Here is a 16,002-nt window from a genome sequence, read left to right on the forward strand (position 1 = left end):
GCTGTGTGCCCGCCCCGCCCTGTCGCGTCGCTCATCGCGCTTCGTGCGCTCCCGCCTCCATCAATGCAGGGATGCGTTCAAGGAAGACCTCACCGTCGGCACGGCCAAGGTTATAGGCGTGCACCATCTGCGACGGACTCGTGTAATCCCAACTCGAAATCGGCACCTTGCGCGACGGTTGCACGTAAAGCCGCTGCTGCACGCCGTGTGGCACGACGAACATCTGCGGCCGCGGATAAAGACGCGTGACCATCACGAGCACGTTGCCGGGCGCGTCGGCATCTAACGCGCCGACCGGCACGTTGTCGACCATGCCGCCGTCCAGCACCGGCCGGCCGTTGCGCCGCAGAACCGGCGTGAACGGCGGTGTACTCGACGATTGCAGGATCAGGTCGGCCAACTCGTCGACGCTCGCGCAATCCTGCGCGCGCACGAATTCCGGATGAAAGCCAAGCGTCCGACCGAGCGTCGGATGCAGCGTCTTGCGCACGTATTTTTCGATGTTGTACGCGACCAGCCCTGCCGCGACCGCACTTCTCGCGCCGAGCCAGCGCGGCAGATGCGACACGCCGATGCGGATTTCCGGCGCCTGCGCGAGCCTGGAAAACTTGTCGCCATAGATATCGAGCAGCGCCTGACGGTAGATCCGGTAATGCGGGAACACCGACTCGCCGCGCAGCAGATTGCCCCAGTAGGCGTTGCGCGTGTTATGGCGCAGTGCGTCTTCGTAATAGCGCATAACCCAGTCGGCGTCGCCGCGCGTGTAAATCATGCACGCGGTTGCGGCGCCGGCCGAAATGCCGGTGATCACGCGCGGACGGATGTCGAGCTGCGGCTGCACGACGTCCCAGAAACCCGCCTGCCACCAGCAGCGGTTGCCGCCGCCGGCGAATACGACCTGATCGAACATGCTGCTTTTCCTTGCTTTCCTTTGCTCTTGCTGCGCGCAGATTGTGTTGGCGGCCCCCTCGGGTCCGACGCGCATTCACTAGAGCAGCGCGTAAGTCGTAGTGGCTTGAACCGCCATGTTGCCGCCTTCGTCGAACAGTTCGACTTCGCCAAACACGAGATTGCGGCCCATGCGCAGCACGCGCGCCTTGATCAGCACATCGCCCTTGCGGACCGCGCGCATGAAGTTGATGTTCAGCGACACCGTGCTCATCGGCTTGAAGCCGCCGAGCGCGGCGGTGATGGCGACGACCATCGCCGTATCCGCGGCCGCCATGAATACCTGGCCGCTGATCATGCCGCCCGAGTGTCGCCACTCGCCAGAGAACGGCAGACGCAGCGTGGCACTTTCCTCGTCGACCTTGATCGGCGTCAACGTGAGCGCCCGGACCCATGGGGCGAGAACTCGGTCGAGCAGCTCGGTAATCTCTTTGTCATCCATGGGAATCCCCGGGCGAAAGCCGCGATGCTGCGTGCGGGAGGTGTCCGCGACATGATACCGGCAGCGCCGGACGCGTCGATGTTTTCGGGATGGCGGCTTTGTCGAGGGAACGCCCAAGTTCGGGCGATGCGATCTTTTTAATAACACTGCGAAAAGGGCTTGGCAATCTCAAAAAGATCCTGCATAATTTCGTTCTTGTTGGGGCGTTAGCTCAGTTGGTAGAGCAGCGGACTCTTAATCCGTAGGTCGAGTGTTCGAGTCACTCACGCCCCACCACCAGATTCAAGCAAAAAGCCCGGTCACTGCGACCGGGCTTTTTGCGTTCTGGCGCCTGTGCAGGCAAATGGGACAACGCGGCTGCGGCACACCCATTCGCAAACTACTGCGAGATTGCGCAAGCTGCGCAGCCCTATCACCATACGCCCAACATCCGCTCCCCCGTAATGGCCATGCCATTACCCAATTAGCATAATTTCGCTTCTAACCCTAAAGATTCCCAAGCTAGCAGCCGACATTCCACATGCCCTTCCTTTCCTCATAAGCATGCAAGGACGGGTATCAGCGAAGAAATTAATTCAAATGATTGGCCAGCGTGCAGCAGGGGGACCGTAGTGATCTGCTGCAGAAACACAGGGGAAATTATGAAATTGAACAAACTTGCACTTACAGCAGTTCTTCTGGCTACGGCCGGCACCACCAGCTTGCTGACCGGGTGTGCGGCGACCCAGGTTGCGATCAGCAAGCACGACCTCGATGTCCAGACAAAGATGTCGGACACGATCTTCCTGGACCCGGTCGCCGATTCGAAAAAGACTGTTTTCGTGCAGATCCGCAATACCTCCGACAAGCCTGATTTCGACATCGCGGCTGACGTGAAAGCGGCCGTCTCGGGCAAGGGATACCGCATCGTCGGAGACCCCGACCATGCGCAATATATTCTTCAGGCAAACATCCTGCAGGTAGGCAAGGTCGCTCCGTCGGCGGCCCAGGAAGCATTCGGCGGATATGGCGCCCCTCTTGGCGGTGCCTTTCTTGGCGCGGCCGCCGCGGCATCGTTTGGTAGCACGCATGCCGCGCCGATCGCTGGCGCGGCCCTCGCGGGCGGTCTGATCGAACTGGTCGCCAACGCTACAGTTAAAGACGTGTACTGCACCGCCATTACCGACGTGCAAATCAAGGAGCGCCAGCACAGTGGCGTAGCGAGCCACGAAAACTCCACACACAACCTGCACCAAGGCAACAGTGGCGGCACAACCGTGACCTACAGCGAAGATACGAACTATCGTACGTATCAGACCCGCATCTTGAGCGTCGCCAACAAGGTGAATCTCGAGTTCGCTGAAGCAGCGCCGCCGCTGCGCAGTGGGCTGGTGCGCGTTATCGCTGGCTCGTTCTAATCCAGGCATCGACAACCGGCGCGAGGTAGCACGTCGCGGAAATCAGAAAGGGTTGCACGCGAAAGCGTCGCAACCCTTCTTCATTTCCGGCGCAGAAAAATCAGGAGCGACCGGTCACCCAACTCCCATCTGCGCGACCCTATTCCTGCCACGGGCCTTTGCCGTATACAACGCCTCATCGGCAGCCCGAACGACGACGCTGACATCCGTCACCCGATCCGAGCGCGACGTGGTCGCGCCGATGCTGACCGTCACGCGACCGAACTCGCCGCCCTGGTGCGCGATGCCCAACTCGCCGATCGCCACGCGGATGTTCTCGCCGACCACCCCGGCGCCGGCGGCGTCGGTATCCGGCAGCACCACGACGAACTCCTCGCCGCCGTATCGACCGACGCAATCGCCCGGCCGCTGGATCACCCTGCGGATGCAGCGCGCGACCGCGGTCAGCGCGACGTCGCCGGCCTGATGACCATACGTATCGTTATAGGCTTTGAAGTGATCGATATCGACGAACAGCAGCGATAACACGCTGCCCGTGCGGCGCGCGCGCAGCCATTCGCGCTCGAGCGTTTCGCACAGCGCGCGGCGATTGGGCAGGCCGGTGAGTCCGTCCGTGCCGGCAAGCCGTTCGAGCTCGTGCTCCACCCGCTGTCGACGCTGCAACTCGGCGCCGAGCCACGCCGCCAACACGATCACGCCGATCCCGAAGATCAGCATCAGCGAACCGATCGTCAGCGCGCGCCCCCACCAGCCCGCGTAGATATCGTCGGTCGCCTCGGCGACCAGCACGATCAGCGGCAATTGCGGAATCCGTCTGAACGAGTAAAGCCGCTCGGCGCCATCGAGCGGCGAAGACGCGATTAAGCTGCCCTCGTCTTTCGCGAGCAGGTGCTGGAAGAACGCCGTCTTGCTGATGTCGCTGCCCGTCACGTGTCGATCGTCGGGCCGTCGCACGATGATCGTGCCGTCCGTTCTGACGATCGACACCGAGCCATGCTGCCCGATCCGCAGATCCGCGAACAGGCTCGTGAAATACTCCTGATCGATACCGAGCGCGACGATTCCCGCAAACGATCCGTCAGGCCGGGACAGTCGCCGGCTCAGCGCGATGCTGCGCGAACCGGGTCTGAGTCTCGAGTTGTACGGCGCGCTGACATCGAGCCCGAGATCCGGATCTTCACGATGAATCCTGAAGTACGGACGGTCCGAGAGGTTTCCCCCGCGCGGCACGTCGCTATCCGAATCGATCACGACGTTGCCCAGCGCGTCGATCACCACCATCGCGCCGACGTATTGCCCGGTCGCCGCGCGATCGAACAGGATCTCGCGCCGCAAACGCGGCGAATCGAGCACGCCCGGACGCCCGAGGCCATCGGCGACGGCCTGCAGCGACAGCGCGTACAGCTCGAAATTGCGCGCGATATCGCGCTCGGTGATCGTCGCGACATCGCGCGTCGAATCGAGTGCGCGCGCAATCGCATCCTCGCGGCTCTGATACAGCGCGTAGCCACACAGCGCGAGCATTGCGAGCACCACGCCGCATCCCGCGTAGATGACACCATCGCGTGGCATCCGCCATCTGCGCGCCCGTGCGATCAGGACGCGAAACCGGGCCTTTCTTTTGTGGATCATGTGCTCTGCGTTTCCAACGGCGGGACTCAGTTTGTCGAAGTGCTCACTACGCTTCCGGTTTGTTGAAACAGAGCACCAGCAGATAGCGAATCCATACGCAAGTGGAATCACGCATTTTCGAGGCTTCGGACTGTTTATCGGGCCGAATAATCGCCCGCTACATAGGGGCATATCATAAGTTTCGATAAATAGAATTTACCTGATAATTCAAAAATTGTTTTTCCTCGGTAACGTTTGCGCGTATTTCTTTTTTAAATTCAAACGCGTGTTTGTTATCGAATCATCGCGTCATCGCCTAATGTTTTTGTGAACCGTTGAAGCCGCAGCGGTTTTAGCTTCTTATCGATTGGGCAATTTCCTTCAATACATGCCCTCGCCGCCTCGTTACCGTTGAGCGTCGCAATCCATTCGCACACTCACGTTTCGAGGCATCCGATGACCGCATTACTCTCGATGGCCGCGTTCGCGCTCGCCAGTTCCATTTCTCCCGGCCCGGTCAACGTCGTCGCGCTGAGCGCCGGCGCGCAGCACGGGCTCGCCGCGAGTCTGCGGCACGTCACTGGCGCGACGGTCGGTTTCACGTTGCTGCTTCTGTTGATCGGCCTCGGCCTGCACGAATTGCTCGCGCGCTTTCCCAATCTGATCGAGATCGTCAAATGGGCGGGCGTGGGCTTTCTGCTCTACATGGCCTACAAGCTCACCATCGATGACGGCCAGCTCGGCGCGGACAAGCCGGCGCGCGGGCCGTCGTTCGCGCACGGCGCGGCCATGCAATGGCTCAATCCAAAGGCGTGGCTCGCGTCGCTGGCCGGCATGAGCGCGTATGCGGCAGGCGGCGACGGCGGGCTCGTCTGGCAATTCACGGCGCTGTACTTCGTGATCTGCTATCTATCGATCGCGAGCTGGGCGTATGCCGGCACGTTTTTGCGCAGGCATCTGCGTGAAGCGAAGCGGGTCCGGGTGTTCAATCGCGTGATGGCGGCGCTGCTCGCGCTCAGTGCGATGTATCTGCTCGTCGAGTGACGCGAGCCGCGCCTGCTTCCCGAGGCGGCTTGATGCCGCGTCACGCTCCACTGCGATATTGGCCCGGCGTCGCCGCCACCAGCCGCTTGAAGGTGCGCTGCAAATGCGCCTGATCGGCGAAGCCGGCATCGAGCGCGACATCGGCGATCAGTGCCCCGCGCCGCAGTTGCCCGCGACTGTACTGGATGCGTCGGTTGATCAGATACGCGTGGGGCGTCATGCCGTAGCGCAGCTTGAACGCGCGTATCAGGTGCGACGCGGACAGCCCGGTGGCTTCGCACACATCGTCGAGTTTCAGCGCGCGCGTGCAGTTTTCGGCGATGTACTCCGCCGCACGCGCGAGTTGGCCGCTCACGGCACGCTCGGGCAGGCTCGCCGGATTGAGCGTTTGCTGCACGCTGGAGAAGAAGGTGATGGTCGCGCTTTCCTTGCGCAGGGTGTCGTTGTCGTCGTCGTTACCGGCGAGAATCGCGCACAGCCGGTTCAGGCCGTCGAACAGCGCGGCATCGAGCGTCATGATCTGCGAAAACGCGCGGAACGCATGGTTCTCGTTGAAGCCCAGCTCGTGCTGCAGTTTCGTGAACCACGCAACGTCGACGTGCAGCATCCGATACGACCACCGCTCGCCGGCAACCGGGTTGCACGCGTGCACATCGTCGGGGTTCATCATCACGACGGCGCCCGCGCCGACCCATTCCCGCGCGTGGCGGTTCAGGTACACGCTGCGGCCTCCCGTCACCGCGCCGATCGAAAACGTTTCGTGCGAATGTTTGGCGTAGCAGACCTTGCGGCCATCGTCGATGGAACGCGCCTCGATGAACGGCAGCGCCGCGCTGCGCCAGAAGCGCGGCGCGTCTGCGCCTTTTGCGCGTGCGGTGTTCGCAGCGCTTGCCGCTTCGATCGTCTCGCTCATGCGCGCTCTCCGGTTGATCCGCCGACTTCGCCGTTGTCTCCGACTTCGCGAAGCCTACGTATCGTAGCCGTCAAACGCATGGCCAACAAGCGAACGCGCGGCGCCGCTCGCAAACGGCGCCGCCGGCCGAACGCGACGCGATTACTTCGCGCTGACGTCGATATTGCCGAGATATTTCGCGGCCAGCGTCTTCACCGTGCCGTCGGCTTGCACCTTCGCGATCGCGGCGTTCAACTGATCGCGCAGCGCGGTATCACCCTTGCGAATGCCGTATGCGATGCCGCTGCCGAGAATCTTGTCGTCACGCACAGGCTGACCGACGAACGCGTAGCCCTTACCTTCGGGCTTCGACAGAAAGCCCGTTTGTCCGGCCGGCGCGAGCACCAGCGTGCCGTCGAGACGGCCAGCCGTCAGATCGGCATAGACCTGGTTCTGGTCCTGATACGGCAGCACGATCACGCCGGCCGGTTCCCAATGCACCTTAGCGAAGGTCTCCTGAATCGAGCCTTGCAGTACGCCGATGCGCTTGCCCTTCAGCGACTCAGGCGTCGGCTGCAAACCGCTGTCGCTGCGCGCGATCAGCTGCGACGGCACGCGATAGACGACGGTCGTGAAATCGATCGCCTGGCGGCGCTGCTCGGTCGCGTTCATCGCTGAATTGATCGCGTCGAACTTGCGGCCTTGCAGCGCCGGAATCAGGCCGTCGAACGAGGTTTCGACCCACTTGCACGTCATGTGCGCGGCCGCGCAGACCGCGTTGCCCACGTCGATATCGAGCCCTTGCAGTTCGCCGTTCGGTCCTTTCGACTCGAACGGCGGGTACTGCGCTTCGAGGCCGAAACGCAGCGTCGCGGTATCGGCGGCGCTTGCGGCCGACGATGCTGCGAGCGACGCGCCGGCACAGGCCAGCGCCAACAAGCACTTGAGCAACTTCATGACATCTCCCTTCATTCTTCGAATACTTTGACGACTTCGATACTTCGAGTGTGCTCTCGCGCGCTCAGATTTCACACAAACGCCGCGCGCCTTCGAGCAGCGTCGCGTCGTCCTTCGAGAAACTCAGGCGAATCAGCCCCGAATCCGTGCCGTCGGTGTAGAACGCCGACAACGGAATCGTCGCGACACGCGCATCGCGGATCAGGCGCAGCACGAAATCGCTGTCGCTTTCATCGGAGAAGCCGCGGAACCGGGCGAGCATAAAGAAACTGCCTTCGCTCGGCAACAGCTCGAAGCGCGATTCGCGCAGCGCATGCGCGAGCAGATCGCGTTTCTTCTGATAGAAGTCGGACAGGCCGAGGTAGCTGTCGCGATTGGCGAGCGCGTCGACGAACGCGTGTTGCATCGGCGTATCGGCGGAGAACACCATGAACTGATGGACCTTGCGGATCTCGTCCATCAGCGCGGCGGGCGCGAGGCAGTAGCCGACGCGCCAGCCGGTCACGTGGTACGACTTGCCGAACGACGACACGATCACGCTGCGCTCGGCGAGTTCCTGATGGCGCGCCATGCTCTGATGCTTCGCGCCGTCGAACACGACGTGTTCGTAGACCTCGTCGGACAGAATCACGATGTCGGTGTTGCGCGTGAGCGCCTTCAGCCGCTCGATATCGGCGTCGCTAAAAATCGTCGCGGTCGGATTGTGCGGTGTGTTGACGATGATCATGCGCGTCTTCGGCGTGATCGCGGCGGCGACTTCATCCCAGTTCACGCGGAAGTGATCGAGCGACAGCTTGATCGCGACCGGCTTCGCGCCCTGCAGGCGCACGATCGGGCCGTAGCTGTCGAACGACGGCTCGAAGTAGATCACTTCGTCGCCCGGATGCACGAGCGCACTGATCGTCGAATAAAGACCTTCGCTCGCGCTCGCGAGCACGGTCACCTCGCTGGCGGGGTCGTAGCGCACGCCGTACAGCGTTTCGACCTTGTCGGCGAGCGCTTCGCGCAGCGCGCCGATGCCGGCCATCGGCGCGTACTGGTTGTGGCCGGCGCGCATCGCCCGCGCGACGCCGTCGACGAGCTTCGGGTCCGGCGCGAAATTCGGCGCGCCCTGCGACAGGTTCAACGCATCGTGTTGCGCGGCCAGTTGGCCGATCACGGTAAAAATGGTGGTGCCGACGTCCGGCAGTTTCGAGCGGGCTTGCATGGCGCTCTGCATAAGACTTTCTCCCTATCTACACCCGCCGGCGGCCGCGCGAATGGCGGCGGCGGGGCATTCCTTCCGGTGGGGTGATTAGGCATCAGCCAAAGAACGCTCACAATCGAAACTTTGTCATGCGCGGCATGCGTTTTATTCATGGCTCGCGCGAAGCCGCTCGACGCAGGCCTAAGCCGGCAGGTTCATGGTTTGCGGGGACGCGGTGTGGATTTCGGGGAATGCGGGTAACTGCGTAGGTATGAAGGAATGTGATGCTGAGCGGCCCGGTTGCGAAAACGGCCGCTGACGCGGCCGTTTTTCGAGTTATTGGACTTTCAATGAAAGCCGGAGCTTCGGGTGAATCAGGCTTCGTCCATCAAACGAACCTTGACCTTGCGCCCCTTCAGCTTGCCCGCGCTGAGCCGGCGCACCGCCTCGCGCGCGATGCTGCGCTCCACCGCGACATAGGTCGACATGTCGGTCACGTTGATCTTGCCGATCTGCGAGCCCGCGAAGCCGGCGTCGCCGGTCAGCGCGCCGAGCACGTCGCCGGGACGGATCTTGTCCTTGCGGCCGCCGAGGATCTGCAGCGTTTCCATCGGCGGCAGCAGCGGTTCGTTGTTGCCCGCCTTCAGCTCGGCCAGCTTGTGCCATTCGACGTCGCGCTTGTGCGCCTGCTCGATCCCACCGACGCGCCCCATCTCGTCCATGCTCGCGAGACTCAGCGCCCAGCCTTCCTGATCGGCGCGGCCCGTGCGGCCGATGCGATGCGTGTGCACTTCCGGGTCCGGCGTCACGTCGACGTTGATCACCGCTTCGAGTTGCGCGATGTCGAGGCCGCGCGCGGCGACGTCGGTCGCGACGAGCACCGAGCAGCTGCGGTTCGCGAACTGGATCAGCACCTGATCGCGCTCGCGCTGATCGAGTTCGCCGTGCAGCGCAAGCGCATGGAAGCCCTGCGCGCGCAGCACGTCGAGCAGATCGCGGCACTGCTGCTTCGTGTTGCAGAACGCGATCGTGCTGACCGGACGATAGTGATTCAACAGCAGACCGACCGCGTGCAGACGTTCGTCTTCGGTCACTTCGTAGAAGCGCTGACGGATCTTGCTGTCGTCGTGCCGCTCGGCGAGTTTGACTTCCTTCGGGTTTCGCAGGAATTGCTGGCTCAGCTTCGCGATGCCCTCAGGGTACGTCGCCGAAAACAGCAGCGTTTGGCGCTCTTTCGGGCATTGCCTGGCGACCTTCGCGATGTCGTCGAAGAAACCCATGTCGAGCATGCGGTCGGCTTCGTCGAGCACGAGCGTGTTCAGCGATTGCAGATCGAGGCTGCCGCGTTCGAGGTGATCCATGATGCGGCCCGGCGTGCCGACCACGACGTGCGCGCCGTGCTCGAGGCTCGCCGTCTGCGGGCGCATCGGCGTGCCGCCGCACAAGGTCAGCACCTTGATGTTTTCTTCCGCGCGCGCGAGACGGCGGATTTCCTGCGTGACCTGATCGGCGAGTTCGCGCGTCGGGCACAGCACCATTGCCTGCGTGCCGAATTTGCGTACATCGAGGCGCGCGAGCAGCGCCAGCGAAAACGCCGCGGTCTTGCCGCTGCCGGTTTTCGCCTGCGCGATCAGATCTTGACCGGCGAGCGCGATCGGCAGGCTCGCGGCCTGGATCGGCGTCATCTCGACGTAGCCGAGCTGCGTCAGGTTCGCGAGCGTGGCGGGCGGTAGCGGCAACTCGCTGAATGCGGCGCCGGCGGGGGTGGGACTGTTCATAGGATCGTCTGTAGGAATCGCGATTACTCGGCCATCGGGCCCTGATCGGGGCGGCCCGGCAACTGCTCGTACAGCACCGCGCCGTTGTCGCCGTCGAAACGCTCGACGTAATTGCGCGCGCCGCACAGCGGGCAGCGGAACAGCAGCCCCTGGCCTTCGTTCTTGATGACGACGTCGGATTGCTCCCACTGCGCGCCGCAGGACTGATTTCTACAGGTGAACACGTTGATTCTCCAACTGGATTCGATGATCGATTGGCAAGGTCGCACATGCGGCCTTGCCGTGTATGGGGTTGCCGCGCCGGCGCTGCGTCGTGACGCGATTGCGCTCGACGGCAAGCATGGCGTCAGCTGAGATGCGTATGCCGCGGACGCGGCACGGCCACATCCATGTCGGTCAGGCCGTGCACGATGCCGCAGTCTTCGACCGGATGCTCGCCGTGGCATAGGTCGCGCAGCGTCGTCAGTTGCGCCTTCAGCTGCTGCAGTTCTTCGATACGCGTGTCGATGTGCGCGATGTGCTCGTCGACCAGCGTATGCATGCCGCCACAGCCGTTCGCCGGCGCGTCGGTCAGACGCAGCAATGCGCGGATTTCGTCGTGAGTCATGTCGAGCGCGCGGCAATTGCGGATGAAGCGCAGGCGCTCGACATGCTTTGCCGTGTAACTGCGGTAATTGGCTTCGGTGCGCTCCGCCTCGGGCAGCAGGCGCTCTTTCTCGTAGAAACGGATGGTTTCCGTCGTGCAATGGGCGATTTTCGCCAGTTCGCCGATTTTCATGGACCCTTCCTCCACGCGGCCTTGACCTTGTAGTGGCTTCAGGGTGTTTACTAGACCACAAATCGCACGAGGAAGCCACCAATGCCTGACACCTGCCGTATTGCCACCGATCGTCCGGAACTGGACGAAGCCTGTATGCACGGGGGTTGCGGCGACGTTGATGCGCGGCGCGACCATGATCACGGCAGGGGCACGGGTGAGGGATGTGGGCATTCGCATGGCGGTGAACATGCTTGTGGCGCCGACGTGGGCGGCGGTGATCGGCATGAAGGGCACGATCATCAGGACGGTCATGATCACGGCCACGCCCATGATCATGCTGCTGTCGCTTGCTGCGCCGCTAGCGCTTTTGCGCCTGCGTCGCTGCGCCTGCCTCCGTCCGAAGCCCTCGGCGACGACCTTCGCACCGCAATCCGCATCCTGCAGATGGACTGCCCGACCGAGGAAGCGCTGATCCGCAAGAAACTCGGCCGTATGCCGGTCGTGCGTAGCATGGACTTCAACCTGATGCAGCGCGTGCTGACTGTCGTCCACGCGCCGGAGGCGCTCGAGTCGGTCCTCGCCGCCCTGCGCTCGCTCGACTTCACGCCCGAACTGGCAAGCGACGCCGGAAAGGGTGGGAACGCCGACGCGGTGCCCCAAGCAGCCACTGACGCAATGCGCAAGCCGTGGTGGCCCCTGATCCTCGCCGGCATCGTCGCGGGAGCCTCAGAAGCCGCTGGCTGGCTCGGCGCGCCGGCCTGGTTGGTGGCGGGTATGGCGGTCGTCGCGATTGCCTCCTGTGGCCTCACGACATATCGCAAGGGCTGGGTCGCGCTGCGCAACGGCAACTTGAACATCAACGCGCTGATGAGCATCGCCGTGACCGGCGCGGCGCTGCTCGGCCAGTGGCCCGAAGCCGCAATGGTGATGGTGCTCTTCACGATCGCCGAGCTGATCGAGGTACGCTCGCTCGACCGCGCGCGCAACGCGATCGAAGGGCTCATGCTGCTCACGCCCGAACAGGCCAGCGTGCAGCAGCCCGATGGAGCGTGGCAGCCCGTCCGCGTCGACGCGATCGTGCCCGGGACGCTCGTGCGCGTGAAGCCGGGCGAGCGGATCGCGCTCGATGGCGAAATCGTCGCGGGCCGCTCGAGCGTCGATCAGGCGCCGATCACCGGCGAGAGCCTGCCCGTCGACAAGGCGATGGGCGACGCCGTATTCGCCGGCACGATCAACCAGGCGGGCTCGTTCGATTATCAAGTGACGGCGGCCGCCGGCAACACGATGCTCGCGCGGATCGTCCACGCGGTCGAGGAGGCGCAGGGCACGAAGGCGCCGACACAGCGCTTCGTCGATGAATTCGCGCGCGTTTATACGCCGATCGTGTTCGCGATTGCGCTCGCCGTCGCTCTGGTCCCACCACTCGTGTTCGGTGGAGCGTGGCACGCGTGGGTGTACAAGGCGCTGGTGCTGCTCGTGATCGCGTGTCCATGCGCGCTCGTGATTTCAACGCCGGTGACGATCGTCAGCGGGCTCGCGGCCGCGGCGCGCAAGGGGATTCTGATCAAGGGTGGCGTTTATCTCGAACAGGGTCGCAAGCTGACCCGGTTGGCACTCGATAAGACCGGGACGATTACGCACGGGAAGCCAGTGCAGACGGAGTTTGAGGTGGTTGGTGACGCGCGTGAAACGTTCCGATACCGCACGCTTGCGGCAAGCCTCGGGGGCCGCTCCGACCACCCTGTTTCGATGGCGATCGCTGCTGCCGCCAATGACGACGGCGTCGAACACCTGCACGTCGATGCGTTCCAGGCGATCGCTGGACGCGGCGTGCGCGGCGATATCGACGGTATCGCGTACTGGCTCGGCAATCATCGCCTGGTCGAAGAGTTGGGCCGCTGCTCGCCGCAACTCGAAGCGCGTCTCGATGCGCTCGAACAGCACGGCAAAACCGTCGTGATGCTCGCCGATGCGCAGCGCGTGCTCGCGCTGTTCGCGGTCGCTGACACGGTGAAGGAAACGAGCCGCGCCGCCGTCGCCGAATTACGGCGGCTCGGCGTCGGCACCACGATGCTGACCGGCGACAACCGTCATACCGCCGCGGCGATCGCGCAGCAGGTCGGCGTCGATGAAGCGCGCGGCGATCAGTTGCCCGAGGACAAGCTCGACGTGGTCACGCAATGGTCGAGCGATGGCGCGACGGTCGGCATGGTCGGCGACGGCATCAACGATGCGCCCGCGCTCGCGCGCGCTGACATCGGCTTCGCGATGGGTGCGATGGGTACCGACACCGCGATCGAAACCGCCGACGTCGCGTTGATGGACGACGATCTGCGGAAGATTCCGACGTTTATCCTGTTGTCAAAGGCGACGTACGGGGTGCTGGTGCAGAACATCGCGCTCGCGCTTGGCATCAAGAGCGTGTTCCTCGTGCTGACGTTGATGGGCTTCGGCACGATGTGGATGGCGGTGTGCGCAGATGTCGGTGCGAGTTTGCTGGTAGTGGGCAATGGGTTGAGGTTGTTGCGCAAGTGAGTGGGCGTGCGAGGTTTACGCTCGTTGCTTCCTACGCTGAACCGTCGTTCACGGCAGGATGCGTCGGAGCGCTGGCTAGCAGCTCATCGCTGTCGTCTTTCAAGCCCACCCCTGTCAGTCTCAGCTTCCTCGCCTGCGTGAGCAGATAGTGCAGCTTGTGCGCGGCCTGCGGATAGTCGAGGCCTTGCGGGCGCACGTTGGAAATGCAGTTGCGCTGGGCGTCGCTGCACCCCGTTTTCGGCGCGTACGTGACGTAGATGCCGAGGCTATCCGGTGAACTCAAACCCGGCCGCTCGCCGATCAGCATCACAACGATTTTCGCGTCGAGCAATTCGCCGATCTCGTCGCCGAGTGCGACGCGCGCCTGACGCGCGACCACTACGGGACCGATGGTCCAACCCGCGAGCTTTGGATGTATAGCTTGCAGCAACGGTACAGCCTGCTTCGATGCGGCGAACGCCGATAGACCATCGCCGATCACAAACAGTACATCGCTTGATTGCGATGGCAGTCGGGCAAGCGTCGCGCGACTCTCCTCCGACAGACGCCGCCCAAGATCGGGGCGCCTCAAATAATGCTCGCGATCCGGCGCGGCGCTATGCACGTCGAGCGTGTTGAAACCTTGCGCGCGCAGCTGTGCGTGCAGCGGGTCCACGTCGAGCGGATGGTGCACGGCGTCGCGCGCCTGCGCATGCGCGAGATTGAACGCGAGCAATGGTGCCGTCGGCAGGCTGTTGCCCGCTCGGCCCAACGCGATGCGTGCCTGCGTAAACCGACGCAGTGCGCTCCACGGGTCCTTGTCGAGTGCGTCGTTCTCGCTCATGCAATCCCCATCCAGTCGCGCGCACCTTCGAGCAGCGGTTGCCGCGCCGATGCGCCGATCAACGCGCCGCGTGCGTCGATGATCTGCATCGACTCCAGCCATTCCTCGAATTCCGGCGCCCGGCGCAAACCGAGCACGTCGCGCACGTACAGCGCGTCGTGAAAGGACGTGCTCTGATAGTTGAGCATGACGTCGTCCGCGCCAGGTACGCCCATGATGAAATTGATGCCCGCTACGCCGAGCAGCGTCAGCAGATTGTCCATGTCGTCCTGGTCCGCTTCGGCGTGGTTCGTGTAGCAGATGTCGCAACCCATCGGCACGCCGAGCAGCTTGCCGCAGAAGTGATCCTCGAGACCCGCGCGCGTGATCTGCTTGCCATCGTACAAATACTCGGGGCCGATGAAACCGACTACCGTGTTCACCAGAAACGGCTTGAACTTGCGCGCGACCGCATAGGCGCGCGCCTCGCAGGTCTGCTGGTCAACGCCGAAATGCGCATCCGCCGACAACGCGCTGCCCTGCCCCGTTTCGAAGTACATCAGATTGCTGCCGACGGTGCCGCGTTGTAGCGACAGCCCCACCTCGTACGCTTCCTGCAGCAGCGCGAGCGAAATGCCAAAGCTCGCGTTCGCTTTTTCGGTACCGGCGATCGACTGGAATACGAGATCGACCGGCGCGCCTTTTTCCATCGCGGCGATCGTGCTCGTCACGTGCGTGAGTACGCACGACTGCGTCGGTACCTGAAAGCGCTGGCGGAAGTCGTCGATCATCTGCAGCAGCTTCGTGATCGCGGCGAGGTTGTCGCTCGCGGGGTTGATGCCGATCAGCGCGTCGCCGCAGCCGTACATCAGGCCGTCGAGCATCGAGGCGGCGATGCCTTTGACGTCGTCGGTTGGGTGGTTCGGTTGCAGGCGTACGGACATGCGGCCCGGTAAACCGACCGTGTTGCGAAAGCGGGTGATGACCGGGCGTTTACGGGCGGCAGTGATCAGGTCCTGGTTGCGCATCAGCTTTGAGACGGCGGCGACCATTTCTGGTGTTAGGCCCTCGGTGATGCGGGTGAGTGCGTCGGTGTCGGTTGTGGTGCTGAGTAGCCAATTGCGGAAGTCGCCTACTGTCAGATGGGAGATTTCGGCGAAGGCTGCTGGCGAGTGATCGTCGATGATCAGGCGGGTGACTTCGTCGGTTTCGTAGGGGATCAGCGGTTCGTTCAGGAACGTGCGTAGCGGCACCTCGGCGAGCGCCATTTTGGCGGCGACGCGCTCTTCTTCGCTCGCTGCCGCGATGCTTGCGAGCTGGTCGCCCGAGCGTTGCGGGCTCGCTTTCGCGAGCAGGGTCTTCAGGTCGGCGAAGCGGTACGTGCGACTGCCGATCGACTCGGTGTAGCTCATGTTTGCGGCTCCATCGCCTCGCGCGAACGCGGGTAGGAATGGGAACGGCGGTTACATGCTGCAGGTTGCTTGCTGCTGGTGCTGCGCACTACACGATAACGCCAAACGGCGGCAGCGTCACGTTGCGGAGATTGGGGCTGTTTGCCGATGCTGTGTTTGGCGCTCCTGCTCGCGTCCACGGGGCGCGGTCAACAGGCGCTCAATCCCCTTTGTGCGCACCGCTTGAAATCCGCAGGAT

The 16,002-nt window shown here is 63.3% G+C and carries 15 protein-coding genes and 1 tRNA gene; 5 read left to right on the forward strand and 11 right to left on the reverse strand.

All coding sequences use genetic code 11. From position 1 onward, the window contains the following. Positions 1-31 precede the first annotated feature (31 nt). Together HDG34_RS14210 and HDG34_RS14215 are read right to left on the reverse strand one after the other, a co-directional pair. Complete coding sequence (locus HDG34_RS14210) at positions 32-910, reverse strand: patatin-like phospholipase family protein (RefSeq protein ID WP_090805505.1); 879 nt, start codon at positions 908-910, stop codon at positions 32-34. Positions 911-988: 78 nt separating this feature from the next. Continuing rightward, positions 989-1,390 carry a PaaI family thioesterase gene (locus tag HDG34_RS14215; RefSeq protein WP_184060915.1) on the reverse strand — a complete coding sequence of 134 codons (402 nt, stop codon included), beginning with the start codon at positions 1,388-1,390 and terminating at the stop codon, positions 989-991. Positions 1,391-1,590: 200 nt separating this feature from the next. Between HDG34_RS14215 and HDG34_RS14220 the strand changes: the two genes are divergently transcribed. Both HDG34_RS14220 and HDG34_RS14225 read left to right on the forward strand, forming a co-directional pair. After that, positions 1,591-1,666 (forward strand) — tRNA-Lys (locus HDG34_RS14220). A gap of 365 nt (positions 1,667-2,031) precedes the next feature. Then, positions 2,032-2,787: a complement resistance protein TraT gene (locus tag HDG34_RS14225; protein ID WP_184060916.1), complete on the forward strand. Its 756-nt coding sequence runs from the start codon at positions 2,032-2,034 to the stop codon at positions 2,785-2,787. 114 nt (positions 2,788-2,901) lie between these two features. Here the strand turns inward: HDG34_RS14225 and HDG34_RS14230 are convergent, their stop codons facing one another. Beyond that, positions 2,902-4,359, reverse strand: a complete 1,458-nt coding sequence (locus HDG34_RS14230) for a sensor domain-containing diguanylate cyclase (protein WP_260321165.1) — start codon at positions 4,357-4,359, stop codon at positions 2,902-2,904. A gap of 495 nt (positions 4,360-4,854) precedes the next feature. On the opposite strand from HDG34_RS14230, the gene HDG34_RS14235 reads away from it, so the two are divergent. Beyond that, positions 4,855-5,442, forward strand: a complete 588-nt coding sequence (locus tag HDG34_RS14235) for a LysE family translocator (RefSeq protein ID WP_184060918.1) — start codon at positions 4,855-4,857, stop codon at positions 5,440-5,442. A 40-nt stretch (positions 5,443-5,482) separates the two neighbouring features. Here HDG34_RS14235 and HDG34_RS14240 read toward each other — a convergent pair whose 3' ends face one another. The 5 genes from HDG34_RS14240 to HDG34_RS39130 form a co-directional block, all read right to left on the reverse strand. Beyond that, positions 5,483-6,355, reverse strand: coding sequence for an AraC family transcriptional regulator (locus tag HDG34_RS14240; RefSeq protein WP_184060919.1), 873 nt, complete (start codon positions 6,353-6,355; stop codon positions 5,483-5,485). A 141-nt stretch (positions 6,356-6,496) separates the two neighbouring features. After that, positions 6,497-7,291: an ABC transporter substrate-binding protein gene (locus HDG34_RS14245; RefSeq protein ID WP_184060920.1), complete on the reverse strand. Its 795-nt coding sequence runs from the start codon at positions 7,289-7,291 to the stop codon at positions 6,497-6,499. Positions 7,292-7,355: 64 nt separating this feature from the next. After that, positions 7,356-8,510, reverse strand: a complete 1,155-nt coding sequence (locus HDG34_RS14250) for a pyridoxal phosphate-dependent aminotransferase (RefSeq protein WP_184060921.1) — start codon at positions 8,508-8,510, stop codon at positions 7,356-7,358. Positions 8,511-8,851: 341 nt separating this feature from the next. Then, a complete protein-coding gene (gene dbpA / locus HDG34_RS14255) occupies positions 8,852-10,255 on the reverse strand; it encodes an ATP-dependent RNA helicase DbpA (RefSeq protein WP_184056100.1) in 1,404 nt (467 codons plus the stop codon). Positions 10,256-10,278: 23 nt separating this feature from the next. Then, a complete protein-coding gene (locus HDG34_RS39130) occupies positions 10,279-10,479 on the reverse strand; it encodes a hypothetical protein (RefSeq protein ID WP_090802271.1) in 201 nt (66 codons plus the stop codon). On the opposite strand from HDG34_RS39130, the gene HDG34_RS39135 reads away from it, so the two are divergent. Next, positions 10,472-10,609 (forward strand): hypothetical protein, encoded by a 138-nt coding sequence (locus HDG34_RS39135; RefSeq protein WP_184060922.1) that lies wholly within the window; start codon positions 10,472-10,474, stop codon positions 10,607-10,609. The two genes, HDG34_RS39130 and HDG34_RS39135, sit on opposite strands and share 8 nt — an antisense overlap. Here the strand turns inward: HDG34_RS39135 and cadR are convergent. After that, positions 10,602-11,033, reverse strand: a complete 432-nt coding sequence (cadR, locus tag HDG34_RS14270) for a Cd(II)/Pb(II)-responsive transcriptional regulator (protein ID WP_184060923.1) — start codon at positions 11,031-11,033, stop codon at positions 10,602-10,604. The two genes, HDG34_RS39135 and cadR, sit on opposite strands and share 8 nt — an antisense overlap. Before the next feature lie 81 nt (positions 11,034-11,114). On the opposite strand from cadR, the gene HDG34_RS14275 reads away from it, so the two are divergent. Next, positions 11,115-13,550 carry a heavy metal translocating P-type ATPase gene (locus HDG34_RS14275; RefSeq protein ID WP_184060924.1) on the forward strand — a complete coding sequence of 812 codons (2,436 nt, stop codon included), beginning with the start codon at positions 11,115-11,117 and terminating at the stop codon, positions 13,548-13,550. A gap of 31 nt (positions 13,551-13,581) precedes the next feature. Here HDG34_RS14275 and eutC read toward each other — a convergent pair whose 3' ends face one another. Both eutC and HDG34_RS14285 read right to left on the reverse strand, forming a co-directional pair. Continuing rightward, entirely contained in the window at positions 13,582-14,373 is a 792-nt protein-coding gene (gene eutC, locus HDG34_RS14280; RefSeq protein ID WP_184060925.1) for an ethanolamine ammonia-lyase subunit EutC, read from the reverse strand. Next, positions 14,370-15,764, reverse strand: a complete 1,395-nt coding sequence (locus tag HDG34_RS14285) for an ethanolamine ammonia-lyase subunit EutB (RefSeq protein ID WP_184060926.1) — start codon at positions 15,762-15,764, stop codon at positions 14,370-14,372. The genes eutC and HDG34_RS14285 overlap by 4 nt, the downstream gene beginning before the upstream one ends. Between the last annotated feature and the right edge of the window lie 238 nt (positions 15,765-16,002).

Source organism: Paraburkholderia sp. HC6.4b (assembly GCF_014200875.1).
GTDB classification, from domain to species: Bacteria; Pseudomonadota; Gammaproteobacteria; order Burkholderiales; family Burkholderiaceae; genus Paraburkholderia; species Paraburkholderia tuberum.

Excerpts from the sequence above, each read along its gene's own strand:
- HDG34_RS14210 (WP_090805505.1), bottom strand. The coding sequence starts at position 910 with ATGTTCGATCAGGTCGTATTCGCCGGCGGCGGCAACCGCTGCTGGTGG.
- HDG34_RS14215 (WP_184060915.1), bottom strand. The coding sequence starts at position 1,390 with ATGGATGACAAAGAGATTACCGAGCTGCTCGACCGAGTTCTCGCCCCA.
- HDG34_RS14225 (WP_184060916.1), top strand. The coding sequence starts at position 2,032 with ATGAAATTGAACAAACTTGCACTTACAGCAGTTCTTCTGGCTACGGCC.
- HDG34_RS14230 (WP_260321165.1), bottom strand. The coding sequence starts at position 4,359 with ATGCCACGCGATGGTGTCATCTACGCGGGATGCGGCGTGGTGCTCGCA.
- HDG34_RS14235 (WP_184060918.1), top strand. The coding sequence starts at position 4,855 with ATGACCGCATTACTCTCGATGGCCGCGTTCGCGCTCGCCAGTTCCATT.
- HDG34_RS14240 (WP_184060919.1), bottom strand. The coding sequence starts at position 6,355 with ATGAGCGAGACGATCGAAGCGGCAAGCGCTGCGAACACCGCACGCGCA.
- HDG34_RS14245 (WP_184060920.1), bottom strand. The coding sequence starts at position 7,291 with ATGAAGTTGCTCAAGTGCTTGTTGGCGCTGGCCTGTGCCGGCGCGTCG.
- HDG34_RS14250 (WP_184060921.1), bottom strand. The coding sequence starts at position 8,510 with ATGCAGAGCGCCATGCAAGCCCGCTCGAAACTGCCGGACGTCGGCACC.
- dbpA (WP_184056100.1), bottom strand. The coding sequence starts at position 10,255 with ATGAACAGTCCCACCCCCGCCGGCGCCGCATTCAGCGAGTTGCCGCTA.
- cadR (WP_184060923.1), bottom strand. The coding sequence starts at position 11,033 with ATGAAAATCGGCGAACTGGCGAAAATCGCCCATTGCACGACGGAAACC.
- HDG34_RS14275 (WP_184060924.1), top strand. The coding sequence starts at position 11,115 with ATGCCTGACACCTGCCGTATTGCCACCGATCGTCCGGAACTGGACGAA.
- eutC (WP_184060925.1), bottom strand. The coding sequence starts at position 14,373 with ATGAGCGAGAACGACGCACTCGACAAGGACCCGTGGAGCGCACTGCGT.
- HDG34_RS14285 (WP_184060926.1), bottom strand. The coding sequence starts at position 15,764 with ATGAGCTACACCGAGTCGATCGGCAGTCGCACGTACCGCTTCGCCGAC.